Source organism: Kordiimonas lacus, from assembly GCF_001550055.1.
In the GTDB taxonomy this organism is placed as follows: domain Bacteria; phylum Pseudomonadota; class Alphaproteobacteria; order Sphingomonadales; family Kordiimonadaceae; genus Kordiimonas; species Kordiimonas lacus.
The window spans coordinates 25,765-51,759 of sequence record NZ_LRUA01000007.1 but is presented as its reverse complement, the minus strand read 5'-3'; the positions used below and the strand labels follow the sequence as shown (position 1 = coordinate 51,759).

The window sequence follows — 25,995 nt, the reverse complement described above, 5'->3', positions numbered from 1 at the left end:
GGTCTCTAGATCAGGCCAAAGCCGTTATCGTCCACAAGCAGCGTACCGTCTGCCAGCTGGATTGCGTCGATGCCGCCGAAATCGTCCTGGTGATTATCAAGCGTGATGGTCGAACCGTCTGATGACCCGTCATCGATGGTCAGAAGCCAGCCGCCGCTGCCGTCTGCTACCAGCGTGAGGTCGGCTGCTGTGATGCCGTCGCCGAACATCAGCGTGTCGGTGCCGTCGCCTTCCTTGCCCTTGTCGGTGATCAGGTCGTCGCCGTCACCCAGGCGGTAATAGTAGGTATCGCCACCATGGCCGCCCATCAGTTCATCCTCGCCGCGACCCCCGAACAGGAAGTCAGACCCGTTCGCGCCCTTCAGCACTTCGGTGTAGCTGTCGCGGTTGTTGGTGCCGAACAGAAGGTCACTGCCATTGGTGCCGGTGGTTTGTGTCACCTGCGCGTGGCCGTTCCAGGCGTCGCTGTAGGTCAGGTCCATATAGCTGTAGCCGTCTGCGCCCAGCACGCCAACCGTGGCGTCGGACACCGGCAGGCCGGCATCATCAAGCGAGCCCAACAGCTCGATCAGGTTGGCTGTGGCGTCTGTGCCCATGCTGCCGACATTATCGAAGGCGAATGCTGCCCAACCATCAGACGTTTCCACCTGCAGAAGGAAGTCGTCGTCACCGTTCTGCAAGAGCACGATCTGGTCGATGGACACACCGCTTGGGTCGAAATAATCAGCCAGATGGCCGGCATTCTCAAGCGAAACAGCCGTTGCCGCCGCTTCATCTGCGGTAGCCGCGAAGCTGGTGGCTGTGAAGTCCTCAACCGCCTCGGTGCGTACCAGAATGCGGGTGATCACCGGGTCGTGGTCAGACGCCGGTTGGCCAAAGTCTGCGTTCACATGCACATAATCGATCTGTGCGCTGGCCTGCAGGCTGTCCGACAGCATGATATGGTCGATCACATCACCGTAGCGGGTGGTGGTGTCGTCGCCTGGTGCGGATTCGCCCACAATATTCCAGACTTCATCGTCCTGCAGCTCCACCATTGGCTCGGTGCGTTTAATGTCGTTGAAATCACCCAGCACAAGGATGTTGGCGTCAGCGTTGGCGTCCAGCAGTTCGTCCAACAGCGTATTCAGCTGGTCTGCCTGCACCAGCCGGTCTGCTGCGTCGTCATTGGTGTCAGGGTCGGTGCCCTTGCTGCCTGACTTCAGGTGCACATCGATGATGGTGAAGACCTCGCCGTTGAAGGTGAAATCGGCCTTCAGTGGGAAGCGCGGGAAGCTGGAACCATAATCCACTTCCGTCAGCAGATCAGCCGACCCTTCCACATAATCCACCCGGTCGACCCGGTAGAGAATGGCGCTGGCGATCGCTGTCACGCCGCCCGACCCAGCCTGGGTCACCTCCTCATAAACATAGCCATATTCCGGGCCGCCGGCTGCGGCGATGGCGTCGACGATGGCGTCAAGCTGCTCCACCGTGTGGGCGTTCGAAACTTCCTGAAGGCCGATGATGTCGGGTGCCAGCATGTTGGTGACAATATGGCCCGCGACTTCAGCGGCATTGTTCGCCAGTTCGCCCGTGCCAAAGTTCGCGACACCCGCGATATTATAGGACGCAGCCGTCAGGTGCTCAGCGTCGCCCGCCAGCAGGGTTACTTCCGGCTCAGGCCCTGGGTCACCGCCGCCGCCATTGGTGTTGTCCACGTCAAAGCCGTAGGCCGGTTTGCCGTCTGTCACCACGATATTGTTGAAGGCGAAGGCCTCGCTGCCGCCGTTGGTGGAGGCGGTGACGGTCAGCACCAGTTCATTCCCGGCGTCCCCAAGGGCCTTGAAGAAGGTCTGGAAGTCGTTCGTCAGCGCCACGCCTGTGCCGTCCACCAGGGCAGGGTCATTCAGGGTGACGATCGCGCCGCCTTCCATGGTGTAGGTCAGGCTGCCGTCTTCGTCGATCGCCAGCTCAAGCACCGTGATCGGATCGCCGCCGTCGATGGAGGCTGTGACGATGAGCGTATCGTCGCTTTCGAAATCACCCATGGCTGCCAGGTCCATTGATACATAGGGCGTGCTGGCGCCGGTAATATCAAACGTCCAGGTGGCGGTCATCGGACCGCTGTTCTGGCTGTTCACCGTATCGGTAATGCCGAAGAAAGGGTTGGTGTCGCCCGCGTCAACAATGCCCAGTGTGTCCGGCTCGTAGGTGCCCGCGCTATCGTCGGCGAGCGAGAAGGGGATGTTTGATGTCACGCCGCGCTGCATTTCGCTGAAGGCGTCACCCAGCGACCAGCCGTCTGTGCTGTCCTGTGTGAAGTCCAGCAGGTTCAGGTCACCGTCTGCTGAAAGGGCCGTGGCGATCACATCGGGGGTGAGAACCACATCGCTTTCAAACTTGATGTTATCGACGAAAATATTCTCGGAGCCGGAGTTTGTATCCGCGCTGACCATCAGTTGGATCTGGCTGGCGTCCATGCCGTTGTCGGCAATGATCTGGTCAAGTGCCGTGATAAAGCCGTTCCAGTTAGCGCTGCCGTCATCGGCGGACGCCTGGCCTTCAAGGCCGGGTTCGCCAAGGCTCAGAAGCGATACAGTGGTGGTGCCGTCGGTGATCGCGACGGAGAAATTATCGTTGGATTCATAGCCCGTTGAGGTGATCCAATAGTCCAGCGACAGGGCAACATCGCTATGGCCTGTCAGGTCCACGGGGTCAAAAATCAGCATCAGCTGGCCATCGCCGTCGTTGAATTCGAAATTCTTCTCGTCGGCGCCTACCACTGTCCCGTCGGCACCCACATTCGGCGCGTTGGTCCCCGCGTATGAGTTCACACCGATAAAGTCGCTGCTTTCGTTCGTGACCGGCCCTGTCTCGTTCGACCGTGTGGCGAACCAGCGTGTCTCGAAACCGAGATCTAACGGGTCGGCCGAGTCGTGGCTGGCGCCCGCGTTTGTCAGCGCCTCGCCGTCAGCGACGCTGTCGGTGGTGTAGGTGCTATTTCCGTCTAAGTCATTGAAATCCTGTGAAGCAATGATGCTCATTGGTAAAGTCCCCTGATCAAATTTCCCCTCAGCGATACAGATTTTCCCCTTCTGTAGCGCCTATTCCTGACCATTTGGTCAGGAACAAGCATGCAACTATGACGGCTGTTTGTTAAGCTTTTTTTAACCATGAGAAATGAGGGCGCAAAATGTGCCGGGCACAATAATACTGGGAATCCAGTGCTGCCAGCGCGGGACCTGTTGAGGATCAGGGATGGAAAAAAGTGAAAGTGGGCCGTTCTGTTGCTAGGTGGCCCAACCCCCACCTGATGGCGTCAACCATCAGGAATTTATAAATGTAGTAGCTATGACTGCTTACGCAGCAACAGCATACTCGACGTTGTTGTCGTTAGCATTTATTTAAGGTGGCCCATCACGGCGGTGCCATCCCGGGCGAAGAGCAACATCTTTCGATACACGTCGATCCTGGTTCGCCCCCATCAGCAACGGTCTGGTGACCGTAGGCCTTGATTATCCAGGTAATCAGGCCGTTCCTGGTGGAGGCGCCGGGTACTGCCCCCGGGTCCGCAATAGCTACTCAATGCACCGTTTATCGCCATAGCTGCCGAAGCAGCACCCTTGATATAAGCAATTCCTGGGGCGATTTAAAGGCCAATAAATTTTTGTCTGACGATTTTAGTACAGATTCGGGATTTTCCCGAAATTGTGGCATAATAGCGCCCTTGAGGGTCAACCCAATAGAGGAGAATGATCCATGGCTGACCAACAGCATTGGGAATGGGCGGCCCAGACTGGCCCCCGCGGCAACCTGCGCGAAGCGGTTGCGCTTTTCAGTACAGAAGACGAATTGCAGGCCGCAGTGGATGACCTTGAATGCCATGGGTTTTCCAATGCTGCCGTATCAAGGCCAAAGTCGATTCCGGAGATCGAAGCGGCAGTCCAGCATCCAGTCACATCGGTGCAGGACCTGGAGGATGACGCCAGCGTGCCGCGCGAGGCCTATATCGACAAGGACAGCCGTTCAAGCGGCATGATGGTGATGATTGTGGTGCCGGTTTACATTCTGCTGCTGGCTGGTGCTGGCATTGCAGCCGGGCACGGGCTTGAGACATGGGAGGCCGTTGTGCTGACTGTCGGGCTTGGCCTTATCGGCATGCTGGGCGGTGGCTATTATGCCATGCGCTATTCGCGCCGCGCCAGCGAACGGGTGCGCGAAGAGCAGGCACGCGGCGGGCTGCTTTTGTGGGTACGCACCGGCAGCCGCGAACAGGAAGACCGGGCGCTTGAAATCCTCAGGCGGCATGCGGGCCGGGATGTCCACCTGCACGGCCCGGCCATTCACTAGGCTTCGCAGGCTCGCAAATTGCATGATTGGGCGCTGTTATGGCGCCCATTTTTTACACAATTAATCACCCGTATTAGAGGTCGGCCTATTGCCTCGGGCCACGTCACGCCCTATAGCTTTTTATCAAGTTTAATCGGGTGGTAGGACGTATGCAGCAATATCTAGATCTTCTGGCGCGTATCCGGCGCGAAGGAACCTTTAAGGGTGACCGCACGGGCACGGGAACCTACAGTGTGTTCGGGCACCAGATGCGTTTCAACCTGGCGGATGGCTTCCCGATGGTGACCACCAAGAAACTGCATCTCAGGTCCATCATCCATGAACTTCTGTGGTTTATCGCCGGTGACACCAACATCAAATACCTGAAAGATAATGGCGTTTCCATTTGGGATGAGTGGGCGGACGAGCACGGCGACCTGGGGCCGGTTTATGGCCACCAGTGGCGCAGCTGGCCCGCGCCGGACGGCACCACCATTGACCAGATCACGAACCTCATAGACCAGATCAAGACCAACCCGAACAGCCGCCGACTGATCGTGTCGGCCTGGAATGTTGCAGACGTGGACAGTATGGCATTGCCGCCATGCCACTGCCTGTTCCAGTTTTATGTGGCTGACGGAAAACTTTCCTGCCAGCTGTACCAGCGCAGCGCGGACGTGTTCCTGGGTGTGCCGTTCAATATCGCGTCCTACGCGCTTTTGACCCACATGATGGCGCAGGTATGTGACCTGGAAGTCGGGGACTTTGTCCACACATTCGGGGATGCACATCTCTACAGTAATCATATCGAACAGACAGACCTCCAACTGAGCCGTGAGCCTAAACCGCTGCCGAAACTGACACTGAACCCGGATGTGAAAGACCTGTTCGCCTTTACGTTCGATGATATCCAGATCGATGGGTACGAGGCCCATCCTCACATCAAGGCCCCTGTGGCGGTTTAGACCTGAAAGCAGGGGCAAGGAGGGGGTGTGGCTCGCGATAGTGATATAGATTTCAGGCAATGGGTGCTGCTGCTGTTCGTTGTGCTGTTGGGTGGGGGGCTTACCTGGTCGGCAACCAGTGAAAGCGTTCGCTCGGCCCAGGCGGAAGCGCGCGCCAGCTTCAACGCAGCGGCTGATCTGTATGCTGATCGGGTCAAGGGTGCGTTGTCGCATGGCCTGGACGCGGCCAGTGATCTCTATAGCTACTATGAAGCCACGGAAGAGATCGACCATGTTACTTTTCAACGACTGATCTCAAGCTATTCCAGCCTCAATGAGCACCGCAAGATGGTGGGGGTTGCAGTTGCGGCGACGCCAGATACCGTTGGAGCATTGGAAGCCTACGCAAAAGAACATTACCCAGGTGAATTCTCTTTGCGGGGTGCAGGGGATGTTGTTGGTTCGAGCGAAAGCGGTCGGCCGGGCAGTGGCGCCCAGCGCGCCTTCTATATGCTCTATGTATGGGCCCTGAACGAAGACCGGGCAGAGCGCTGGCGCGGCGTCGATATCGGCGCCTACACACCGCTCAATGCCTTTCTTGAGGAAACCCTTGAAAAGGGTCAGCCCGCGGCCATTCCCATGCCGCCCCTTGAAACAGAAGACCGGTCCTGCGTGCTTCTGGCCACACCATTCGTCAGCCAGGTCGGCGTGGACGGTGTGATCATCCAGATTCTTGATATGCCGAAACTGCTGGACGAGGTTGCCTCAAGTCAACGCTTCTCGCGGTTGAATGCGCGCTTTTCCAGCAGTTGGCGGGGGGGCGCCATGGTGCAGGACATGATGATCATTGACGGTACCTTCAGCCCGGAAACTTTCCCGCCACCAGCGGCAAAGCCTTGGATTGCTTCCTACGAGGTCGCCATTGGCGGCCAGATGTGGCAGGTCCAGCCCTGGGCGCCGTATGAGGCTTACAGGATTGACTATGGCGCTGCGGTGATTACCGCCAGCGTTTGCCTGATCATGACAGGGCTTGTGGTTTTCATCGTCTGGTCCCAGTCACAGCGGGCCAAGCGGGTGGTTGACATTGTCAACCGGCGCACGCGGGCGCTCAAGGAAGCGCACGACGAACTTGAGGACCATTACCGCATGCTGCAGAACCTCAACAAGGACGTAGAGGAAGCGCGCAAATCAGCCGAGACGGCCAACAGGGCCAAGTCTGAATTCCTGGCCACCATGAGCCATGAGCTTCGGACGCCGCTGAATGCCATTCTTGGGTTTTCGCAGATCCTGCAAGAACAGGCGCTGGGGCCCCTTGGGGACAAGCGCTATGCGGAGTACGCCAAGGATATCAACGCCAGCGGCAGCCACCTCCTTGCCATCATCAACGACATTCTTGACCTGGCGAAGCTTGAGGCCGGCAAGATCCAGATCGAGCAGAAGCGCTTATCGTCGCGCCTTCTGGTGGACCGGGTGATCGCGCTTCTGGTGCAGCAGGCCTCCAACAAGGGGATCGAGCTGAAGGCCGAATTCGCCATGAATATGCCAGACCATATTCTGGGCGACGAACTTCGGCTCAGGCAGATTTTGATCAATCTGGGGTCAAACGCCATCAAGTTTACCAATCAGGGAACGGTGGTGTTCCGCCTGCATCCGCGGCCGTTCGCGACCGGGCAGGCCGGTTGGATTCTGGAAGTTGAAGACACGGGCATCGGTATTCCGGAAGAAAAGCAGGCAACCTTGTTCGACCGCTTCACGCAGGTGGATGCGGCCCTGTCGCGCCGGCACGGCGGCGTGGGGCTTGGCCTTGCCATCTGCCGGGAGCTGGTTGACCATATGGAAGGCGCTATCAGCGTGCGCAGTATCCCGAACGTGGGCACAACCATCCGGGTTCATCTGCCGCTGATGGAAGCAGACCCGGAAACTGACGACGACGGCATGATTTGATGCGGATGTTAGGAGTTTAGAATGACACTTTCAGTGATAGTCGCCATGGCGGAAGACCGGGCCATCGGGCGCGGCAATGACCTGCCGTGGCATCTGCCGGCGGACCTGAAATATTTCAAAGCCACGACAATGGGCAAACCCATCGTTATGGGGCGCAAAACCTTTGAAAGTATTGGTCGTCCGCTGCCCGGACGCCGCAATATTGTGGTGACGCGCAATGCTGACTGGTCAGCCGACGGGGTCGATGTCGTCCCATCGCTACAGGCCGCAAAGGAAACCGTCGCCGACGTGGAGGAAGCCATGATCATTGGCGGCGCGCAGATCTATGGCCAGTGCCTTGATGTGGCTGACAGGCTTTATATCACCGAAGTACGCATCACTGTGCCGGACGCTGATGCCTGGTTCCCTGACTTCATCCTGGATGATTGGCGGGAAGTCAGCCGGGAAGAACACCCGGCTGAGGACGGCAAACCCGCCTATGCCTTCGTGGTGTATGACCGCGCCTAGGCGCTGACCCCAAGCTTTTCTGAAACCTGCGCGGCGATGGCCCGGTAGGCCTTGCTGACCGGGCTGTCGGGCTCTGCCGCCACAATCGGGTCACCACTGTCGGCGTGTTCACGTACGCTCATGTGAAGCGGAATGCCACCCAGGAAATCACAGCCAAGCTCGCCTGCCGTATCGGCAGCACCGCCATGGCCGAAGATGTGCGATTCTTCACCGCAGTGCGGGCAGTGGAAGGTGCTCATATTCTCAATGATGCCCATGATGGGCACATCGACCTTGCGGAACATGGCCAGGCCCTTGCGCGCATCAATCAGCGCCAGGTCCTGAGGGGTGGAGACAATCACGGCGCCCGTGAGCGGCGCCTGCTGCACCATGGTCAGCTGCACATCGCCTGTGCCGGGCGGCATATCCACGATCAGCACATCCAAGGGGCCCCAGGCCACGTCCTTGAGAAGCTGCTGGGTCGCGCCCATCACGCGCGGGCCGCGCCACACCACGGGCTGGTCAACATCAATCAGGAAGCCGATTGACATCACCTTCAGGCCGTGCGCCACAATGGGCTGGATAATCTTGTTCTTGATATCGGGCTTGTCATCGACGCCCAGCAGCATCGGCAGGCTGGGGCCAAAGATGTCTGCGTCCAGAACGCCAACCTTGAGGCCCTGATCCCGAAGCGCAACCGCCAGATTGATGGAGGTCGTGGATTTGCCCACGCCGCCCTTACCGCTGGCGACCGCCACAATGTGCTTTACGCCAGGAATTTCAGTTGGTGTTGGGGGTGCCTTGCCGCCAACCGGTTGGCCCTTGGGCGCTGCCTGGGCCTGCCGGGCGGCGGTCATGATCACATTGGCTTCTTCAACACCTTCAACCGCGCGGGCCGCGGATTCGATGGCGGTCCGGAGGGCCTCTGCGCCGGCCTGGTCACGGCCTGAAAGCTCCAGAATGATGCCAACTTTGCCGCTATCCACCACAATTGCGCTAACGAGTCCCGCCTCCATGACAGACTGATCGGCTCCGGGAACCTTGATTTCATTTAGCGCCGCTTCAACGGACTTTTTCAGCGTATCAGACATAAAAAACCTGCGTTTCGGGTAAAAAGCTTGCGAATTTGGCCGAGTATCATTGCAGCCGCTTGGCACGTACCATATATAGGCAGACAAGACACGGTCTTTCTATAGGTGAAAGTGCCGCAGTTTCGATTGGTGCATTCGCACCGAAGGGGAGAAAAATATGCCTTGGCAAAATAACGGTGATGGTGACCGCCCAAACCCATGGGGTAACGGCCCGCGCCGCGGCGGCGGTGGTGGCGAGCCACCAAATTTCGATGAGTATATCCGTAAGGGACAGGACCAGTTGAGGAAAGCGCTACCTGGCGGCAAGGGTGGCCCGATGCTGATCCTGCTGATTGTGGTTCTGGGGTGGTTGGCCAGCGGCCTCTACCGCGTTGAGCCGAACGAACAGGCCGTCGTGCTGCGCTTTGGCGAGTGGACCGAATCCGCAACGCCAGGCCTGCATTGGCACCTGCCTTACCCGATTGAAACGGTGGAAGTGCGCGGTGTTACCGATGAGAATCAAGTCTCCATCGGCAGCCGGGTTACGGAAAGCCGCCGGTCGGGCCGCCAGAGTTTTGCCCGTCCTGACGAAAGCCTGATGCTGACACAGGATGAGAATATCGTGGATGTCCGTTTCAACGTGGTGTGGCGCATCAAGGACCTGGGGAACTATCTGTTCCGCCTTCAGGACCCGGACGGCACGATCAAGTCTGTTGCGGAAAGCGCCATGCGCGAAATGATCGGCCAGAACAAGATCACGCCAATCATCACCACCGCACGGGGGCAGATTGAGCAAAGCACCAAGGAACTGATTCAGCTGACGCTCGACGAATATCAGGCCGGCGTTGACATCCTGCGGGTTCAGATCATCGAATCTGAAGCACCGGCAGAGGTCAAGGACGCCTTCCTTGATGTGCAGCGTGCTGAAGCCGATCAGCAGCGTTTCCAGAACGAAGCGACCAAATATCGGAATGAAGTGATCCCGAAAGCAGAGGGTGAAGCCGAGCAAATGGTTCAGCAGGCTGAAGCTTACCGGGCGCAGGTCGTTGCCCGTGCCCAGGGTGAGGCCGCGCGTTTCAGCTCTGTCTACAATGAATATGTCCTGGCCAAAGATGTGACCCGCAAGCGGATCTATCTGGAAACCATGGAGCAGATTCTGGCTGGCATGGACAAGATTGTCATCGACGGCAAAGCCGGCAACGGCGTGGTGCCATACCTGCCGCTGAATGAGCTGAAGAAAAGCGAAGGAGAAAAGCCATGAATGCTAAGACAATTGCAGGCCTGGTCGTTCTGGGCGCTCTTCTTCTTGTTGGTCTCAGTGGCTTTTACGTCATTGACGAACGCCAGCAGGCCATTGTTGTAAAATTCGGTAACCCGCAGCGGACAGTGACCGCCCCGGGGCTGCACTTCAAGCTGCCGTTCCTGGAGCAGGTGATCTTCCTTGAGAAGCGTATCCTGAGCCTGGACGTGCCGCCACAGGAAGTGCTGGCATCCGATCAGCGCCGTATTCTGGTGGACAGCTTCGCCCGTTACCGCATCGCTGATCCGCTGAAGCGGTACCAGGCAGCGCGGACAGAAGTGGGCGCAGCGCGTCTTCTTGAAGATGCGATGGAATCGACAGTGCGTCAGGTGCTGGCAAAAGAGCCGATGAATGAGATCGTTTCCGGCCAGCGCGCTGAACTGATGAAAAAGATCAGCGATCTGACCAACCAGCGTGCCCTGACATTCGGCCTAGAGGTGGTGGATGTGCGCCTGAAGCGTGTTGACCTGCCACAGGAAAACAGCAAGGCCATCTTCATGCGTATGGAAACCGAGCGCCAGCGCGAAGCCGCTGAGAAACGCGCGTCGGGCCGGCGTGACGCTGTGAAGATCAGGGCTGCGGCGGACCGCCAGGTGGCGGAAATCATCGCCCAGGCTGAGCGTAAATCGCAGACCATTCGCGGTGAAGCAGATGGTGAAGCCGTGAAGATTTTCGCTGATGCATACGGCAAAGACGAAGATTTCTTCGAATTCTACCGGACCATGCAGGCTTACAGGAAATCCTTGGGCAAGGACGATACACGCCTTGTCCTGTCCCCGGACAGCGAGTTCTTCAAGCTGTTCATGGATAGAAAATAGTCCAGGGCGCCTGATACGCCATGGACTGGAAACTGCTACTTATCGGGCTGGGCCTCGCTTTCTTCATTGAAGGCGCGGCCTATGCCTTGATGCCAGAAGGCTTCAGAAAGCTGCTGGTCGCAGCATCCAAACAGCCCACCGCAAAGCTAAGGGTTATGGGCTTGACCCTCGCGGCGATCGGTGTTGCTGTAGTCTGGCTGGTTCAAGCGACTTTTGACGCTTGAGGGTAAGGCCAACGCGAGTGATGAAAAAAAATTGAAGGAGTAAGTGCCTTGAGCACCACCTTAGTAAAAGCAATTAACACGCGGACGACAGCCGACATGTCGGGCAAAGCAATGAAAATTTTGCTCACTTCCATTATGATTTTGGCGGCAGCCATGACCTCCATGGGGCCGGTTGCTGCTCGCGGCGCTCCAGACAGCTTCGCCGACCTGGTTGAGAAGCTTTCGCCTGCAGTCGTGAATATTTCCACTGTGCAAACGATCCGTGGCCGTGGCGGCCGCCGGGCGCCAGACCTGCCGGAAGGCGTACCGTTTGGTGACCTTTGGGACCAGTTCCGTGACCGCATGGAAGAAGACCAGGAGCCCCGCGAGGCGCGTTCGCTCGGGTCAGGCTTCATCATTTCCGCTGAAGGCATCGTGATCACCAACAACCATGTGGTTGAGGATGCCGACGAAATCACGGTCACCACCGCAGACGGTGACGACTTCCCGGCCACGGTCCTTGGCCGCGACGCGTTGTCTGATATCGCTGTTCTCAAGATTGAACATGAAAATGGCGACAACTTCCCGTTTGTGACATGGGGTGACAGCGACGATGAGCGTATCGGTGACTGGGTAATCGCCATCGGTAACCCGTTCGGCCAGGCCGGCACGGTAACCGCAGGCATCATTTCCGCCCGCAACCGGTCGATCAACAATTCGAATGATGTTGAATTCCTGCAAACGGATGCCTCCATCAACCGCGGTAACTCCGGTGGTCCGCTCTTCAACATGAAGGGTGAGGTCATCGGCGTGAACACGGCGATCTTCTCGCCAACTGGCGGCAATGTGGGCATTGGTTTTGCGATCCCGTCCAACGACGCATCCCGCGTGACTGCTGAACTGCAGGAGCACGGCAAGGTTCGTCGCGGCTGGCTGGGTGTTGGCATTCAGCCGATGACCGAAGAGTTCGCTGAATCCCTGGGCATCGAGCAGGAAGAAGGCGCAATTGTAACCCGCGTGGAGCCAAACAGCCCGGCAGATGCTGCTGGCGTTCGTGAAGGCGACATCATCACCAAATGGGACGGCAAGACGGTTGAAGACAGTAACCGCCTGTCCATCCTGGTGAAACGCACCGAGATCGGCAAGCCTGTGAAGGTTGAAGTGATCCGTCAGGGCAAGCGGGAAACCCTTGAAGTCACGACCGGCGAGCTGCCTGCAGCCATGGTGCCGGGTAATGACGACGACCAGGGTGGTGAGGGCGACCGTCCGGACCGCAGCGAGCGTGAGCTTGTTGAAGGTATGGAACTGGCGCCGCTCAACGAAACCCTGCGCCGCCGCTATGAAATCGCTGACGATGTGGAAGGCGTGGCTGTGCTGCGTGTTGCACGCCGGGCACCAGCTGCCCGTCAGGGCATCCGTCCGGGTACTGTGATCCTGCGGGTCAACCAGCAGTCGGTTGATAACCCGGCCCAGATCGTCGATATCATCGAAGAAGCGCGCGCCGATGGTCGCGAGCGGGTTCTGTTCCTTGTGAACTACCGCGGCACCACGGCCCACGTTTCCCTGCGCCTGATGCAGGACCGCGATGAGGGCGAAGAAGAATAGTCAGCGATAGAGTGCTGAAACAGGAAAAGGGCCGGTTTTCACCGGCCCTTTTTCATTGTTCCAAGCTTGGAAGACTAGAGAAGCCCTTCGACTGAACGGGACGGGCTGACTTCCGTGATGCTGTAATGACAGCACTCATTGATATGGAAGGCATCTTCCCGGACGATGGCTTCAAGGGCCTCCCGGCTCTCGGCCTTGGCGATAATCACGCCGCCTATTAGGGGCACCTTGGGCCCTGACGCCAGGAAGGTGCCCGCATCGAAATATTTCTGCACGAAGGCCAGATGGTCTTCCATGAAGGGTAGGGCATCCTCGCGCGACGTGCGATACTCAAGGTCGATGATGAACAGATTCTGTTTTTCGGGCATAGCGGGGCTCTAGCTCACAAAATCGGCGTCTGCATAGCCCTGGAAATACAGGAGCGTCGTCAGGTCACCATAGGTTACGGCCGCAGCGGCGGCTTCCCGGGTTTTCGGCTTGGCGTGATAGGCCACGCCCAGGCCCGCGGCTTCGATCATCGGGATATCGTTGGCGCCGTCACCTACCGCCAGAATCTCAGCTGCCGTCAGGCCATGCTTGGCGGCCTGTTCGTTCAGGGTCTCAAGTTTGGTGGCTGCGCCGCAAATGGGCTCCTCCACGAGGCCTGTAAGCGCGTTGCCTTCAATGCCGAGGATGTTGGCGCGGTTCATGTCGAACCCGATGGCAGCGGCGACCTTTTCAGTGAAGAAGGTGAAGCCGCCGGATACCAGCACGGCATAGGCGCCGTTCGCCTTCATGGTTTGCACCAGCGCCCGCGCGCCTGCCATCAGCTCGATCCGCTCGTCGTAGCATTGTTGCAGCGCGTCGGTGGAAAGCCCGGCCAGCAGCGCCACCCGTTCCTTGAGCGCAGCCTCAAAATCCAGCTCGCCGCGCATGGCGGCTTCTGTGATGGCGGCCACCTTGCCTTTGACGCCGATGAAGTCTGCCAGCTCGTCGATACATTCGACTGTGATCATGGTCGAATCCATATCCGCGAGAATCATTTTCTTCTTGCGGCCCTCGGCCGGTTGCAGGCACCAGTCCAGTCCGTCGATATCATTGAGCGCGTCTTCAATCTGATTGCGGATATTCAGGTCGCCTTCAAAGATCAGATCCACGGCCTTTCCCTCGCTTAGGATATGGCGCTTTGGTGTGCCTGTTGCCTTGATGGCTTCGATCCCGTCTTCGATCTTTTCGAGGCTTAAGGAACAGTCAGGGTTGACGACAAGGGTAAAAGCGATATCCATGGAGGAACGTCCTTACATTACTGGCTTTGAGGTTGCCTTGAAACGAGCCCTTTTTATTGCAGGTCCAACCGCCAGCGGCAAGTCGGCTTTATCGCTCCGTCTCGCAGAAGATCTTAATGGTGTCATCATTAATTCTGACAGCATGCAGGTATACCGCGATCTGCGGGTGATCACCGCGCGCCCGAGTGAGGAAGAGGAGGCGCGGGCGCCACATAAGCTATATGGCTATCTGGACGCTACTGAAGTCTCAAGCGCCGCCAGTTGGGCCGAAGACGCCATGGTTGAGATTGAAGCGGCCTGGGCGAACGGCCAGACCCCGATCGTGATCGGCGGCACCGGCCTTTATTTCAAGACGCTTCTGACCGGCATGGCGGTGATTCCGGAAATCCCCGACGACATCCGCGCGGCCGTTCGGGCCCGGTGTGACCGGGAGGGCAGTGAGCTGCTGCACAAGGAGCTTGCTGAAGTAGACCCAGTAACAGCAGAGCGCCTGTTCCCGGGCGACAGCCAGCGAATTTGTCGCGCGCTTGAGGTCTACCGCGCCACAGGCAAACCCATCAGCGCCTGGCAGGCTGATACCCCGCCTGGCCCCATGCAGGCGGTGGATGACGCAGGGCTTCTCACCAAGATTGTGCTCGATCCGCCGCGGGATGTTCTTTACGACCGCTGCAACCGGCGCTTCGACCTGATGCTGGAAAGCGGTGCATGGGAAGAACTGGACGCGCTGATCGCGCGTGAACTGGACCCCAGCCTGCCTTTGATGCGTGCGTTGGGCGTGCCCAGCCTGATTGCCCATCGCCGGGGTGGCCTATCGCTTGAGGAAGCGGTTGAGGACGCCAAGATGCAAACCAGACGCTTCGCCAAACGCCAATTAACATGGTTCAGAAACCAGTTTGGCCATTGGGATCGCTTTCCTGCGCAATTTTCGGAAAGCGACTACCGGGATTTTTTGAACAAAAAGATCACAAAAGCGGTTGACTGAGTAATTTTCGTACAATAAAACGACCCTATCGGCACCACGCCAGCCCAGGTGCCGATACCTGGAGCCTTTTGCCCAAGACGGCTCCTACTGTGACGAGACCCACCCCGGGGGCGCTCCCAGAGCGCCCCCAACTCTTACTGGGGGCCTGCAACTGGCCCCGTGTTTGCAAGGTGGTTTTCCGTTACGGAACCAAGGACTGGGTAGCCTGTGAGGGCAGGCAAGGTTGGATAAATTGCAAACGGAAACGAACGATGGCATCGACTAAGACGATACAGGACCCGGCAGCGACCGGGGCACCAGGCGACGAGGCAGCAAACGCACCCATGAGTGGCGCGCAAATGATCCTTAAGGCGCTGGTGGACCTAGGCGTCGACACCATTTTCGGTTATCCGGGCGGCGCTGTGCTGCCCATCTATGACGAGATTTTCAAGCAGGACAAGATCCAGCATATCCTGGTGCGCCACGAGCAGGCGGCGGTTCACGCGGCCGAAGGCTATGCGCGCACGACCGGCAAGCCGGGCGTTGTTCTGGTGACCTCAGGCCCGGGGGCAACGAATGCCGTGACCGGCCTGACGGACGCCATGCTGGACAGTATCCCGATCATCTGCATCACCGGGCAGGTTGCCCGCCACCTGATTGGTAATGACGCCTTCCAGGAAGCCGACACCGTTGGTATCACGCGTCCCTGCACCAAGCATAACTATCTGGTGAAAGACACGGCGCTGGTGCCTGACGTGATCTATGAGGCCTTCTATGTGGCCACGAACGGTCGTCCGGGCCCTGTTGTGATCGACATGCCCAAGGACGTTCAGATCGAAAAGGCGCCATACGCGCGCAGCGGTCACCGTGAACACCGCACATACCGCCCGCAGGTTGATGGCGACGAGGCTGCGCTCAGGAAAGCGGCGTACGCGCTGGCGAACGGCGCGCGGCCGATCATCTATTCGGGCGGCGGCATCATCAACGCGGGGCCAGAGGCGTCGGAACTGTTGACAGAGTTCGCCAGAATGACCGGCATGCCGGTAACCAGTACCCTGATGGGGCTGGGGGCTTTCCCGGCATCGGACCATCAGTTCCTGGGCATGCTCGGGATGCACGGCACGTGGGAGGCAAACCACGCGATGCATGACTGCGATGTGATGCTGGCGATTGGCGCACGCTTCGATGACCGGGTAACCGGCCAGATCGATGGCTTCTCGCCGGGCTCGACCAAAATCCAGGTGGATATTGACCTGTCCAGCATCAACAAGAATGTTGCTGTGGATATTCCGGTCATTGCCGATGCCGCGAGCGCGCTTCGCCGCCTGATCGCCATCTGGAAAGAAGAAAAGCTGGGCGACAAACAGCCGCCGCTGGTGGCTTGGTGGGACCAGATCGAGCGTTGGCGCATGAAAGACTGTCTGGCCTATGCCGACAGTGATGAGATGATCATGCCGCAGAAAGCGCTGGAGCGGCTGCAGCATTATATCGACGGCAAGGAAGCCATTATCGCCACCGAAGTGGGCCAGCACCAGATGTGGGCGGCCCAGTTCCTGAAGTTCGACAAGCCGAACCATTGGCTGACGTCTGGTGGTTTGGGCACCATGGGATATGGCCTGCCGGCCACCATTGGCGCACAGATCGCCTTCCCGGACCGCTTGTGCATTGACGTGTCGGGCGACGCCAGCTTCCAGATGAACCTGCAGGAACTGGGCACCATTTCCCAGTATCAGCTGCCGGTGAAGATTTTCATCATGAACAATGAATATATGGGCATGGTGCGCCAGTGGCAGGACCTTTCCTATGACGGTCGTCGTTCGCACAGCTACTCCGATAGCCTGCCTGACTTCGAGAAGCTGGCGGAAGCGTACGGCATCAAGGGCATGTCCGTTGAGGACCCGGCCAAGCTGGATGACGCCATTCAGGAGATGATCAACCACGATGGTCCGGTCCTGCTGGATTGCCGCGTGGCCAAGATTGAAAACTGTTTCCCGATGGTGCCTGCGGGCGCGGCGCACAATGAGATGCTGCTGGCGGGTGACGTGATTGCGAAACCAAAAGACGACGAAGCACTGGCAGTTGTGTGATTTGGTGTCTAATCTGAAAGTGGAAGAGTAATCAGCAAGATGGACGGCGCAAATATGAAAGAAACTGGCCCAATCGCAGTACATACCATCAGTGTTATCGTGGATAACGAGGCGGGTGTGCTGGCGCGTGTGATCGGTCTGTTCTCAGGCCGCGGCTACAATATTGAAAGCCTGACTGTGTCAACGGTGGACACGAGCCACGAGACGTCCCGGATCACGATTGTGACATCCGGCACGCGCATGGTGATCGAACAGATCAAGGCCCAATTGGACCGCCTGGTGCCTGTGCACAAGGTGGCGGACCTGACAATCGAAGGCGATTTTGTCAGCCGGGACCTGGCTTTGGTGAAAGTGGCGGGTGTCGGCGAAAAGCGGGTTGAGGCCCTTCGCCTGGCGGAAGCCTTCCGCGCGCAGGTGGTGGATGCCAGCCGCGATAGTTTTGTATTTGAGCTTACGGGTGCCGCGAACAAGCTGGACGCGTTCGTGGACCTGATGAGCGAACTTGGACTTGTGGAGGTTGCCCGGACGGGTGCCGTGGCGCTGTCGCGCGGGCAATCCGGCCTTTAGGCGGTTTTACTGAATTTGGCATCCCGGCCTGCCGGGGCGCCGTGAATTGAATTGTTTTGACGGGCGCACGCCCACCAAAAGGATAGTTGAGATGCGAGTTTATTTTGATAGTGATGCCGATGTTAATCTGGTGAAAGACAAGACGGTTGCCATCGTTGGTTACGGCAGCCAGGGCCATGCCCACGCAGGCAACCTGCGCGACAGTGGCGTCTCCCGCGTGATCGTGGCACTGCGCGAAGGCTCGTCCACGCGCAAGAAGGCGGAAGCCGCCGGCTTTGAATGCATGACCGCCACTGAGGCCGCCAAAGAGGCCGACATGGTGATGGTTCTGGCGCCGGACGAGCATCAGGCTGCCATCTACCGCGATGAACTGCACGCCAACATGAAGCAGGGCGCGGCGCTGATGTTTGCCCACGGCCTCAATATCCACTTCAGCCTGATTGAGCCACGCGAAGACCTGGACGTGATCATGGTTGCACCAAAGGGCCCGGGCCACACGGTTCGCAGCCAGTATGCCGCGGGCAAGGGCGTGCCGTGCCTGATCGCCGTTCACCAGGACGCGTCCGGTAAAGCCCATGACCTGTGCCTCTCGTACGCTTCCGCCATCGGCGGCGGCCGCTCGGGCATCATTGAAACCAACTTCCGCGAAGAGTGCGAAACCGACCTCTTCGGCGAGCAGGCCGTTCTGTGTGGCGGCGTCAGCGAGCTGATCAAGGCTGGCTTCGAGACGCTGACCGAAGCAGGCTACGCGCCAGAGATGGCATACTTCGAGTGCCTGCACGAAGTGAAGCTGATCGTGGACCTGATCTATGAAGGTGGTATCGCCAACATGCGCTACTCCATCTCGAACACCGCCGAGTATGGTGACTATAAAACCGGCCCACGGATCATCACCGAAGAAACCAAGGCCGAAATGAAGCGCGTTCTGGAAGACATCCAGCAAGGCCGCTTCGTGAAGGATTTCATGCTGGATAACGCCGCCGGCAACCCTGAGCTGAAGGCCCACCGTGGCCTCGCACAGCGCCACCCGATCGAGGAAGTGGGCACCAAGCTCCGTGGCATGATGCCATGGATGAAAGAGGGCCAACTGGTCGACAAGGCGAAAAACTAAGACGTCGGCTCAAGGTCACGCAGCGCTCCGCTCGCGTGTCCTCCGGGAACCCTCGCCTTGCGGCTCGGTGTACTTTGACCCGCTTCTAAATTGCCAAATCCGTCTTTGAGGCGGCTCTAAAGACGGATTTGCAGGATTTCGGGATATGAGGGACGAAATCCTGCTTAGAATTACTGGTTAAACAGGCGCGGAAGCGCTTCAAGCCTGTTTAACGCCATAGTTTTCCTGAAGGAAAGTACACTGAGCGGAGCGAAGGTTTACTTGTACACGGAAGCAAAGCGAACGTGACCTTTCTTCAAGTAGGATGAACTAACCCCCTTAGACTGCTCTAGCTATTAGAGATCATGGGCGGCCCACTCCTGGGGTCGCCCTTTTTTTGCCTTGAAGCGGGCGTATCAGCGAAAGATCGATTTACTGGGGCAGGCGGAGCTGCTAGAGCTCCCCCGGTTTCGAGGACAACAGGAGCATCCCATGACGAAATTTGCACTCGCAGGTCTATCCCTGTCGGCAGCGCTGGCATTTGCACCATCGGCCGTCGCCGGTGACTTCAGCGGCCTATATGGCGGCATTGAAAGTTCGCTCGATGTCAGCGACCAGTCTGTGCTGGTGGGCGGCGTGATCGGTTACCGCATGGAACCCGTGCCTTATGTGGTCGTGGGCGTTGAAGGGGCTTATGGCAGCCATATCGACGGCACCCGTGACGTGGGCGGCGCCATTACCGATTTCGGTGGTGAATGGGACATTACTGGCATCGCCGGCATTATCTTTGGTGATGACGACCAGAATATGGTTTACGGCTCCATCGGTTATATGAGCGTCAACTATGACACCATCGACACAGTGGGATCGACCCACTCTGACGACGTGCGCTTTGGCGTGGGCATTGAGCACCAGTTCAGCGACCTGCTGTCCTTCCGGGTGGGCGCCGACTATGCCAAACCGGTTGGCGAAGCCACCTACCGCATCAAGGCAGGCCTTCTCGTGAGCTTCTAGAAATCACGAAATACGGTATGGAAAGGCGGCTCTATGTGGGCCGCTTTTTTTATGGCTACTCCAACGTTGCAATAGAGCGCGATGGCGGTTACCCCTTTTTGATCGAAGCATTGAATGCAATGGTCCAATTCAATGGGGGGGAGTTGATGCGGATAATGTTAATTGTTTGGGGTGCTATTCTGGGCTTTTCGTCGGTTCATGCGCTTGAGCATGATACAGGCAGCCCGAAAGATCTAGCAGTACAGATTACAGTGTTGCCGCTGGACCAGCACATAGAGGTGGCTTACCAGCTTAGCCATCCGGTGAAGGCGCTTTCCCTGCAAACACCGGATTTTCCTTTTCGGGGCAAAACCTGGCAAATAATTGCATCTCCGGACCTGATCCTGACAAAAGGGACCGTGCGCTCCATCAGCAAAAAGGGTTTCAGCGCGTTCAAGATTAAAATCTTGCCTGACCAGCAGGTTGACTTTTCCGGAGCGGTCAGCGTTGCAAAAGTCGACCCCGATGGCTTCGTTTTCTCTTACCCGGAGCTGTTACCCTCCGATCCCGATGTAACGGCACGTCTCTGTGTCTTGGATGAACCCGATGTCTGTGACTTTGAAACGGACGAAACGCCAATCTTTCAGGTCAAAGCATCTGGAATGGTTGACGAATTCGCTCTGCGCAGCACCAGTGGCATCCTGTATGTCGGGCCGAAGAACATTTCGTACTTGGACGATGTGCAGCGCCTTGTCGATGATCGGTTGCCCGGCTGGCTTGTGACCCGCCAAACGGACTACCTTGATCGGCTTATTGGCTACTTCGGTGACGAACTGTATTTTGAACTTAGCGACCCTATGGTTCAGGTAATCAGCTGGAATCCTGAGGTTGAAGAAGCAGGCTGGTCGTTGGGCGCATACAGGAATAAAGCCAGTGTATTGAAGTTTCTGGGCGAGCTGCCTTCAGAGGCAGATACCAAGAACTGGAAGGCCATTGACTATAGGCTTGCTGAGCAGGTGGCGGTTCATTTCCTAAATGACTATCTGGTTGAGGCAGCAGGCAAAGATATGAAGTGGTTCTACCTCGAGGTTGTACCCGTTTTGGCGGACGAAGCATGGCAAACTGTAAGTGGCTCAGAAAGACCAAGAAAGGGTTGGCTGCGCCGTATCACCAAGGTTTGTATCAAGCGGTTGCCAAAGTCTGATAGCGACAGGCCTCGTTCTTGCGGCACCATGTTGCATCTGCTGGCAGACGTTCTTGTCCAAAAGGAGACAGGCGGTAAGGAAAGCTACATAGATTTGATGCGACTGGCCTTAGATATCCGCATGTCAGAGGGCATTTCCTTCAAGGAGGCGTACCTTGCCGCGATAGGCCAATATGACAAGGACGGACATATTGCCGATCTGGTCGCCGCCATCAATGTGAATGACGCGGCATTCCCAGCCCATGTTGCGAGGACTTTTGCATATTTGAAGGCTGAAGCGGCAGGCAATGGAGACTAGCAGATGACAAGAATCCTGCCCATATCATCCGACCGGTTGATCATCCGTGCGTTTCGCGAAGACGACGCTACGGCCTTCCATGGTTGGCGCAATGACCCCGCCGTGGCGCGTTATACGCTGTGGGACTGCCCGTATCCCGTGGAAGAAGCCGAGCGATTCTGCCACGAGCAGGCGTCGCTTGAGCCTTTCCCCGAAGGCGCCTATTACCAGCTGATGATCGTGGAAAAGGCGACGGGCGGACCTGTTGGTGACATCGGCGTTGGCAACGGTGTGACGCCGGAAGGGTTGGGCAATGTGCGCATTGGCTATACGCTCAGCCCGAAGGGTCAGGGCAAGGGCTATATGACCGAGGCGCTGAGGGCACTCTTGCCCGCCTTGGTGACGCCCCTGAAGGTCTCGAAATTCTCTGCTGACATTGATGTGCGCAATCCGGCGTCGGGCCGTGTGCTGGAGCGTGTGGGCTTCAAAGCGAAAGGGCTGGTGCAGCTGAAGCGCACGTTTGTCAAAGGTGAATGGTGCGACGAACAGGAGTATGAGCTGGAAGTGCAGGCCCTGGCTTTCAGCAATAAAGAATAGTTTCGCTTGTTACTGTTTGAAATAAAATTTCCAAATTTTGCCTCTTGCGATTATAAAATAATATGATACTCCTACTTTTCTTGGGCGAAAACGCCTGAAACTTTGGGATTTGCAAGGGGTCTAAGACGGATGAACGGTCGGACACCACAAAAGAGACAGGCAAAAGCCATCGCCGTATCAAAACAGGCGTCGGCGGATTTCACGCGTGTCGTTCTTGCTTCCGGCCTCCTCCTTACCCTCCTACTCGCTGGTCTATCGCTCCTCGGTGCGGGCCGACTTATCGGCCCTTGAGCATCGCAGGCTGAGGCACATTTGTGCTCGGGTGCTTAAGGGTAATGCCAGCTGAAGTTATTCATTCAGATCGTTACTAGAAATATCGGGAATAATGCCATGTCACACAGTGAAGCAAACCGTGTGCGAATATTTGACACCACCTTGCGCGACGGCGAGCAATCGCCCGGCGCCTCCATGACCCTGGAAGAAAAATTGCAGATCGCCCGCGTGCTCGAGGCCATGCGCGTGGATGTGATTGAAGCCGGGTTCGCCATTGCCTCCAACGGTGATTTCGAATGCGTCAACAGGATCGCAACCGAGATCAAGGACAGCACTGTCTGTTCGCTCGCCCGCGCCGCCCTTGGCGACATTGACCGCGCCGGCGAAGCCATCAAGCCAGCCAATAGTGGCCGCATCCACACCTTCATCGCCACCAGCCCGCTTCATATGAAAGTGAAGCTGCAGATGGAGCCGGAAGCAGTGATCGAAGCGATCCACGGCTCTGTCAGCCGGGCCTGCACCTTCACGGATGATGTGGAATGGTCCGCTGAGGACGCCACCCGCACGGAAATCGATTTCCTGTGCCGCGCGGTTGAGACCGCGATCAAGGCGGGGGCCACCACCATCAACCTGCCGGATACCGTGGGCTATGCCACACCGCAGGAATATATGGATATGTTCAAGGCGGTGATCGAACGCGTGCCGAATTCGGACAAGGCGATCTTCTCCACCCACTGCCATAATGACCTGGGCCTCGCGGTTGCCAACTCGCTTGCCGGGGTGGCGGGCGGTGCGCGTCAGGTGGAATGCACCATCAACGGCATTGGCGAACGCGCCGGTAACGCCGCGATGGAAGAGATTGTGATGGCGTTGAAGACCCGCGGCGATGTGATGCCGTATCACACGCGGATCAAGTCGGAAGAAATCATGCGGGCCTCGAAGCTCGTCTCTACCGTTACTGGCTTCACGGTCCAGAACAACAAGGCCATTGTGGGCGCCAACGCCTTCGCGCATGAAAGCGGCATCCATCAGGATGGTGTGCTGAAGGCGGCCGAGACCTATGAGATCATGACGCCGGAATCCGTGGGCGTGACCAAATCTGTCCTGACCATGGGCAAGCACTCGGGCCGCCACGCCTTCGCCGACAAGCTGAAGGACCTGGGCTATGAGCTCGGGGACAACGCGTTCCAGGAATGTTTCCGCCGCTTCAAGGAGCTGGGTGACCGCAAGAAGAACATCTATGACGAGGATATCGTCGCGCTTGTGGATGACGAGGTGGCAACCTGGGCCAACCGCATGCAGGTGATCAGCCTCAATACCTACAGTTCATCGAACGGTGAAGCAGTTGCGAACCTCACCATGGCGATCGACGGCGACAAGGCCAAAACGGTCACCTATGGCTCCGGCCCGGTGGACGCGGCCTTCAACGCCATCAAGGATTTGATTGGTATGGAACCGCACCTGCAGCTTTTCCAGGTGCATGCGGTGACGCAGGGCACAGACGCCCAGGCTGAATGTACAGTGCGTCTTGAAGAGGGCGGCCGCACAGTGAACGGGCAGGGTGCGCACGAAGACACGGTCACGGCTGCCGCACGGGCTTATGTGTCGGCGGTCAACAAGCTTCTGGTCAAGCGCGAGAAGAAAGCGCCGGACGAAGCTGCCAAGGTTGTTGCCGCGAAGTAGCCACAGGGTCATGAACGAACCAAGCAAGGGCGCCAGTGCGGCGCCCTTTTTCATGCCCTTATGGGTTGAAAATATTCGTGTTGTCACAAAAAACCGAAGTGCTTAATGTGTCGCATCATTTCTGACGGGGACGAGTAGGGGACAGGTAATGCAGGTCGAGAGTGTTGCGCAGGCAACGCCAAGTGACATGCGGGTCACGCAAGGGGAAGAGCGGAGGCGCCGGGGCGCCAGCGGCGACATGCCCTATCAGCTGACCGTCCGGCGCGGATTTGGCGCCTTTGCTGTCTTGTTTGTCAGCCAGTTTGTTTTCGCCATTGTGCTCAGTGTTATGGCCCAGTTCATTGGCGCTGCTTTCGGCGTACCAGGGCTGGCAGAGCAGAACAGGCCACTTGTGTTAGCGCTGGCGCTTGGGCTCAGCAGCCTTGTCACCTATCTGTGGGTGCGGGCAGACATCACCCGCTTTGGGCCCGCATTTCCGGCCCAGATAGGCCTCAGGCCCAGCCGCATGACTTTGGAACAGACAGCCCTTCTGATCGTTGGGGTCTTTTTCCTGACCCGTGTCCTTGGCGGTCTTTATGCCGGTGCGCTTGAGGAGCTCATTCCCGGCAGTTTGCCCCGTGGCGGCGCAGAACAGGTCTTTGACCAGGCAGCTGCGACCGGGGCGTCGGTAGCGACCGTGCTGATGTTCCTGCTGGCTGCTTTTGTGGCACCTGTGGTGGAAGAAGTGGTCTTTCGCGGTTATCTGCAGTCTGCGCTCAGGCGCCAGCTGCCCGCGTGGGGGGCGATTTCAGTCGCGGCGCTTGTGTTCGCCGCCATCCACGGCAGCCTGATGTTGCTGCCTGTATATTTCATTATCGGCGCGGGACTCGGTTACGTTTATGACCGCACTTCAAGCGTCTATGCGGCGATTGCCCTGCACATGCTCAATAATGTCATTTTCAGCATCCTTGTGGCTGCGGGCTGGGCCTGACGCGGTACCACCTGTGGTGTGTCGATGCCCTAAAAAGTCTACAATTTTACAGACTTAGGCCACATTTTGCGGATCTGGCGCGGCTGGCTCCAAAAAAAAGCAAAATATGGGACTATCTTGCGTCAAGCCTCTTGTGATTTCACCATATCTGGCCCATAACCGCAGATGGACCTGTGTGTCGGCCCGCGCCGGCCCGCAGGATGAAAATTTCAGTCAAGCTTTCAGGATAAGAGGGTTAAATGCTATCAAAGCTGCTCGGCATGTTTTCGTCAGATATGGCGATTGATCTTGGTACAGCCAACACACTTGTTTACGTGAAGGGCCGGGGGATCGTGCTGAACGAACCTTCGGTTGTTGCGATCAAGAGTGAACATGGCCGAGACCGCGTGCTGGCGGTGGGTGATGAAGCCAAGCTGATGCTGGGCCGTACGCCTTCAGGCATTCAGGCCATCCGTCCGCTGCGTGACGGCGTGATCGCCGACTTCCATGTCGCCGAGCAGATGATCAAGCACTTTATCCAGAAGGTTCATAACCGGTCGTTTGCAAGCCCACAGGTTGTTGTGTGTGTGCCGTCCGGCTCTACAGCCGTTGAGCGCAAGGCCATTCAGGAATCTGCTGAACAGGCGGGCGCCCGTAAGGTGTATCTGATTGACGAGCCCATGGCCGCCGCGATTGGTGCTGGCCTGCCGGTAACCGAACCACAGGGGTCCATGGTTGTGGATATCGGCGGCGGTACGACCGAGGTGGCTGTTCTGTCGCTTTCGGGCATCGTGTTTGCCACCAGCGTGCGCGTGGGCGGCGACAAGATGGACGAAGCCCTGATTGCCTACATCCGCCGTAACCACAACCTGTTGATCGGTGAAGCCACGGCTGAACGCATCAAGAAGGAAATCGGTACCGCGCTGGTTCCGGAAGACGGCGTGGGCATGACCATGACCATCAAGGGCCGCGATTTGATGAACGGTGTGCCGAAAGAACTTGAAGTGAACCAGCTTCAGGTTGCCGAAGCGCTTTCCGAGCCCGTGAGCCAGATTGTCGAAGGCGTGAAGGTTGCGCTGGAGCAGACAGCACCAGAGCTGGCGGCTGACATCGTCGACCGCGGCGTTGTGCTGACAGGTGGCGGCGGGATGCTCAAGGACCTGGACACTGTTATCCGTAAGGCAACTGGCCTGCCGGTAACTATTGCAGAAGAGCCGCTTACCTGTGTGGCCCTCGGTACTGGCCGCGCGCTTGAGGATCCAACCCTGCGCCTGGTCCTGACGGAAAGCTATTAACCGGTTCAGGCCACACTCCAAACCCTCGGGAGGTTGAACGCTGAGTCCGACACTGCACTCTGCTAACCTGTCT

22 protein-coding genes and 1 other RNA gene are annotated in these 25,995 nt (G+C 57.9%); 18 read left to right on the top strand and 5 right to left on the bottom strand.

Annotation, left to right across the window (positions count from 1 at the left end; all coding sequences use genetic code 11):
• Positions 1-5: 5 nt before the first annotated feature.
• Positions 6-3,026 carry an endonuclease/exonuclease/phosphatase family protein gene (locus KORLAC_RS13210; protein WP_068307206.1) on the bottom strand — a complete coding sequence of 1,007 codons (3,021 nt, stop codon included), beginning with the start codon at positions 3,024-3,026 and terminating at the stop codon, positions 6-8.
• A gap of 229 nt (positions 3,027-3,255) precedes the next feature.
• Positions 3,256-3,640: a transfer-messenger RNA gene (gene ssrA, locus KORLAC_RS13205) on the bottom strand.
• A 101-nt stretch (positions 3,641-3,741) separates the two neighbouring features.
• Between ssrA and KORLAC_RS13200 the strand changes: the two genes are divergently transcribed.
• The 4 genes from KORLAC_RS13200 to KORLAC_RS13185 all read left to right on the top strand — a co-directional run bounded on the left by KORLAC_RS13200 (position 3,742) and on the right by KORLAC_RS13185 (position 7,706).
• Positions 3,742-4,332, top strand: a complete 591-nt coding sequence (locus KORLAC_RS13200) for a hypothetical protein (RefSeq protein ID WP_068307205.1) — start codon at positions 3,742-3,744, stop codon at positions 4,330-4,332.
• Between the two features lie 149 nt (positions 4,333-4,481).
• Positions 4,482-5,276 carry a thymidylate synthase gene (locus KORLAC_RS13195; protein ID WP_068307203.1) on the top strand — a complete coding sequence of 265 codons (795 nt, stop codon included), beginning with the start codon at positions 4,482-4,484 and terminating at the stop codon, positions 5,274-5,276.
• Between the two features lie 27 nt (positions 5,277-5,303).
• Positions 5,304-7,199: an ATP-binding protein gene (locus KORLAC_RS13190; RefSeq protein WP_139167604.1), complete on the top strand. Its 1,896-nt coding sequence runs from the start codon at positions 5,304-5,306 to the stop codon at positions 7,197-7,199.
• Between the two features lie 21 nt (positions 7,200-7,220).
• Positions 7,221-7,706, top strand: coding sequence for a dihydrofolate reductase (locus KORLAC_RS13185; protein WP_068307199.1), 486 nt, complete (start codon positions 7,221-7,223; stop codon positions 7,704-7,706).
• Here KORLAC_RS13185 and KORLAC_RS13180 read toward each other — a convergent pair.
• On the bottom strand, positions 7,703-8,776 hold the full coding sequence (locus KORLAC_RS13180) for an Mrp/NBP35 family ATP-binding protein (RefSeq protein WP_068307196.1): 1,074 nt from the start codon (positions 8,774-8,776) through the stop codon (positions 7,703-7,705). The two genes, KORLAC_RS13185 and KORLAC_RS13180, sit on opposite strands and share 4 nt — an antisense overlap.
• A 157-nt stretch (positions 8,777-8,933) precedes the next feature.
• Here KORLAC_RS13180 and hflK point away from each other — a divergent pair, with 157 nt between their 5' ends.
• The 4 genes from hflK (at position 8,934) to KORLAC_RS13160 (ending at position 12,681) form a co-directional block, all read left to right on the top strand.
• The gene (hflK, locus tag KORLAC_RS13175) at positions 8,934-10,016 is read left to right on the top strand and encodes an FtsH protease activity modulator HflK (RefSeq protein WP_068307195.1); all 1,083 of its coding nucleotides are present in this window, start codon (positions 8,934-8,936) and stop codon (positions 10,014-10,016) included.
• On the top strand, positions 10,013-10,873 hold the full coding sequence (gene hflC, locus KORLAC_RS13170; RefSeq protein WP_068307192.1) for a protease modulator HflC: 861 nt from the start codon (positions 10,013-10,015) through the stop codon (positions 10,871-10,873). Before hflK ends, hflC begins: the two co-directional genes overlap by 4 nt.
• 20 nt (positions 10,874-10,893) lie before the next feature.
• Positions 10,894-11,097 carry a DUF2065 domain-containing protein gene (locus KORLAC_RS13165; RefSeq protein ID WP_068307191.1) on the top strand — a complete coding sequence of 68 codons (204 nt, stop codon included), beginning with the start codon at positions 10,894-10,896 and terminating at the stop codon, positions 11,095-11,097.
• A 111-nt stretch (positions 11,098-11,208) separates the two neighbouring features.
• The gene (locus KORLAC_RS13160; RefSeq protein WP_068307188.1) at positions 11,209-12,681 is read left to right on the top strand and encodes a Do family serine endopeptidase; all 1,473 of its coding nucleotides are present in this window, start codon (positions 11,209-11,211) and stop codon (positions 12,679-12,681) included.
• 74 nt (positions 12,682-12,755) lie between these two features.
• Here KORLAC_RS13160 and KORLAC_RS13155 read toward each other — a convergent pair whose 3' ends face one another.
• Together KORLAC_RS13155 and serB are read right to left on the bottom strand one after the other, a co-directional pair.
• Complete coding sequence (locus tag KORLAC_RS13155) at positions 12,756-13,049, bottom strand: YciI family protein (RefSeq protein ID WP_068307186.1); 294 nt, start codon at positions 13,047-13,049, stop codon at positions 12,756-12,758.
• 9 nt (positions 13,050-13,058) lie between these two features.
• Entirely contained in the window at positions 13,059-13,946 is an 888-nt protein-coding gene (serB, locus tag KORLAC_RS13150; RefSeq protein WP_068307184.1) for a phosphoserine phosphatase SerB, read from the bottom strand.
• Between the two features lie 37 nt (positions 13,947-13,983).
• On the opposite strand from serB, the gene miaA reads away from it, so the two are divergent.
• From miaA to KORLAC_RS13100, 10 genes are all read left to right on the top strand, one after another.
• Positions 13,984-14,928, top strand: coding sequence for a tRNA (adenosine(37)-N6)-dimethylallyltransferase MiaA (gene miaA / locus KORLAC_RS13145; protein WP_241493423.1), 945 nt, complete (start codon positions 13,984-13,986; stop codon positions 14,926-14,928).
• 251 nt (positions 14,929-15,179) lie between these two features.
• The gene (gene ilvB / locus KORLAC_RS13140; RefSeq protein ID WP_068307180.1) at positions 15,180-16,994 is read left to right on the top strand and encodes a biosynthetic-type acetolactate synthase large subunit; all 1,815 of its coding nucleotides are present in this window, start codon (positions 15,180-15,182) and stop codon (positions 16,992-16,994) included.
• A 54-nt stretch (positions 16,995-17,048) separates the two neighbouring features.
• Positions 17,049-17,561, top strand: a complete 513-nt coding sequence (ilvN, locus tag KORLAC_RS13135) for an acetolactate synthase small subunit (protein ID WP_068307803.1) — start codon at positions 17,049-17,051, stop codon at positions 17,559-17,561.
• A 91-nt stretch (positions 17,562-17,652) separates the two neighbouring features.
• Positions 17,653-18,672, top strand: coding sequence for a ketol-acid reductoisomerase (ilvC, locus tag KORLAC_RS13130; protein WP_068307178.1), 1,020 nt, complete (start codon positions 17,653-17,655; stop codon positions 18,670-18,672).
• Positions 18,673-19,143: 471 nt separating this feature from the next.
• Positions 19,144-19,665: an outer membrane beta-barrel protein gene (locus tag KORLAC_RS13125; protein ID WP_068307176.1), complete on the top strand. Its 522-nt coding sequence runs from the start codon at positions 19,144-19,146 to the stop codon at positions 19,663-19,665.
• A gap of 17 nt (positions 19,666-19,682) precedes the next feature.
• On the top strand, positions 19,683-21,146 hold the full coding sequence (locus KORLAC_RS13120) for a hypothetical protein (RefSeq protein WP_139167602.1): 1,464 nt from the start codon (positions 19,683-19,685) through the stop codon (positions 21,144-21,146).
• Positions 21,147-21,149: 3 nt separating this feature from the next.
• Positions 21,150-21,722: a GNAT family N-acetyltransferase gene (locus KORLAC_RS13115; RefSeq protein ID WP_068307173.1), complete on the top strand. Its 573-nt coding sequence runs from the start codon at positions 21,150-21,152 to the stop codon at positions 21,720-21,722.
• A 390-nt stretch (positions 21,723-22,112) separates the two neighbouring features.
• Positions 22,113-23,678: a 2-isopropylmalate synthase gene (locus KORLAC_RS13110; protein WP_068307170.1), complete on the top strand. Its 1,566-nt coding sequence runs from the start codon at positions 22,113-22,115 to the stop codon at positions 23,676-23,678.
• Positions 23,679-23,826: 148 nt separating this feature from the next.
• The gene (locus KORLAC_RS13105) at positions 23,827-24,648 is read left to right on the top strand and encodes a CPBP family intramembrane glutamic endopeptidase (protein WP_068307168.1); all 822 of its coding nucleotides are present in this window, start codon (positions 23,827-23,829) and stop codon (positions 24,646-24,648) included.
• A gap of 239 nt (positions 24,649-24,887) precedes the next feature.
• The gene (locus KORLAC_RS13100; RefSeq protein ID WP_068153403.1) at positions 24,888-25,922 is read left to right on the top strand and encodes a rod shape-determining protein; all 1,035 of its coding nucleotides are present in this window, start codon (positions 24,888-24,890) and stop codon (positions 25,920-25,922) included.
• The last annotated feature ends 73 nt before the right edge of the window (positions 25,923-25,995 follow it).

Coding starts and splice junctions, on each gene's coding strand:
- KORLAC_RS13210 (WP_068307206.1), bottom strand. CDS start 3,026: ATGAGCATCATTGCTTCACAGGATTTCAATGACTTAGACGGAAATAGC.
- KORLAC_RS13200 (WP_068307205.1), top strand. CDS start 3,742: ATGGCTGACCAACAGCATTGGGAATGGGCGGCCCAGACTGGCCCCCGC.
- KORLAC_RS13195 (WP_068307203.1), top strand. CDS start 4,482: ATGCAGCAATATCTAGATCTTCTGGCGCGTATCCGGCGCGAAGGAACC.
- KORLAC_RS13185 (WP_068307199.1), top strand. CDS start 7,221: ATGACACTTTCAGTGATAGTCGCCATGGCGGAAGACCGGGCCATCGGG.
- KORLAC_RS13180 (WP_068307196.1), bottom strand. CDS start 8,776: ATGTCTGATACGCTGAAAAAGTCCGTTGAAGCGGCGCTAAATGAAATC.
- hflK (WP_068307195.1), top strand. CDS start 8,934: ATGCCTTGGCAAAATAACGGTGATGGTGACCGCCCAAACCCATGGGGT.
- hflC (WP_068307192.1), top strand. CDS start 10,013: ATGAATGCTAAGACAATTGCAGGCCTGGTCGTTCTGGGCGCTCTTCTT.
- KORLAC_RS13165 (WP_068307191.1), top strand. CDS start 10,894: ATGGACTGGAAACTGCTACTTATCGGGCTGGGCCTCGCTTTCTTCATT.
- KORLAC_RS13160 (WP_068307188.1), top strand. CDS start 11,209: ATGAAAATTTTGCTCACTTCCATTATGATTTTGGCGGCAGCCATGACC.
- KORLAC_RS13155 (WP_068307186.1), bottom strand. CDS start 13,049: ATGCCCGAAAAACAGAATCTGTTCATCATCGACCTTGAGTATCGCACG.
- serB (WP_068307184.1), bottom strand. CDS start 13,946: ATGGATATCGCTTTTACCCTTGTCGTCAACCCTGACTGTTCCTTAAGC.
- ilvB (WP_068307180.1), top strand. CDS start 15,180: ATGGCATCGACTAAGACGATACAGGACCCGGCAGCGACCGGGGCACCA.
- ilvN (WP_068307803.1), top strand. CDS start 17,049: ATGAAAGAAACTGGCCCAATCGCAGTACATACCATCAGTGTTATCGTG.
- ilvC (WP_068307178.1), top strand. CDS start 17,653: ATGCGAGTTTATTTTGATAGTGATGCCGATGTTAATCTGGTGAAAGAC.
- KORLAC_RS13125 (WP_068307176.1), top strand. CDS start 19,144: ATGACGAAATTTGCACTCGCAGGTCTATCCCTGTCGGCAGCGCTGGCA.
- KORLAC_RS13120 (WP_139167602.1), top strand. CDS start 19,683: ATGGAAAGGCGGCTCTATGTGGGCCGCTTTTTTTATGGCTACTCCAAC.
- KORLAC_RS13115 (WP_068307173.1), top strand. CDS start 21,150: ATGACAAGAATCCTGCCCATATCATCCGACCGGTTGATCATCCGTGCG.
- KORLAC_RS13110 (WP_068307170.1), top strand. CDS start 22,113: ATGTCACACAGTGAAGCAAACCGTGTGCGAATATTTGACACCACCTTG.
- KORLAC_RS13105 (WP_068307168.1), top strand. CDS start 23,827: ATGCAGGTCGAGAGTGTTGCGCAGGCAACGCCAAGTGACATGCGGGTC.
- KORLAC_RS13100 (WP_068153403.1), top strand. CDS start 24,888: ATGCTATCAAAGCTGCTCGGCATGTTTTCGTCAGATATGGCGATTGAT.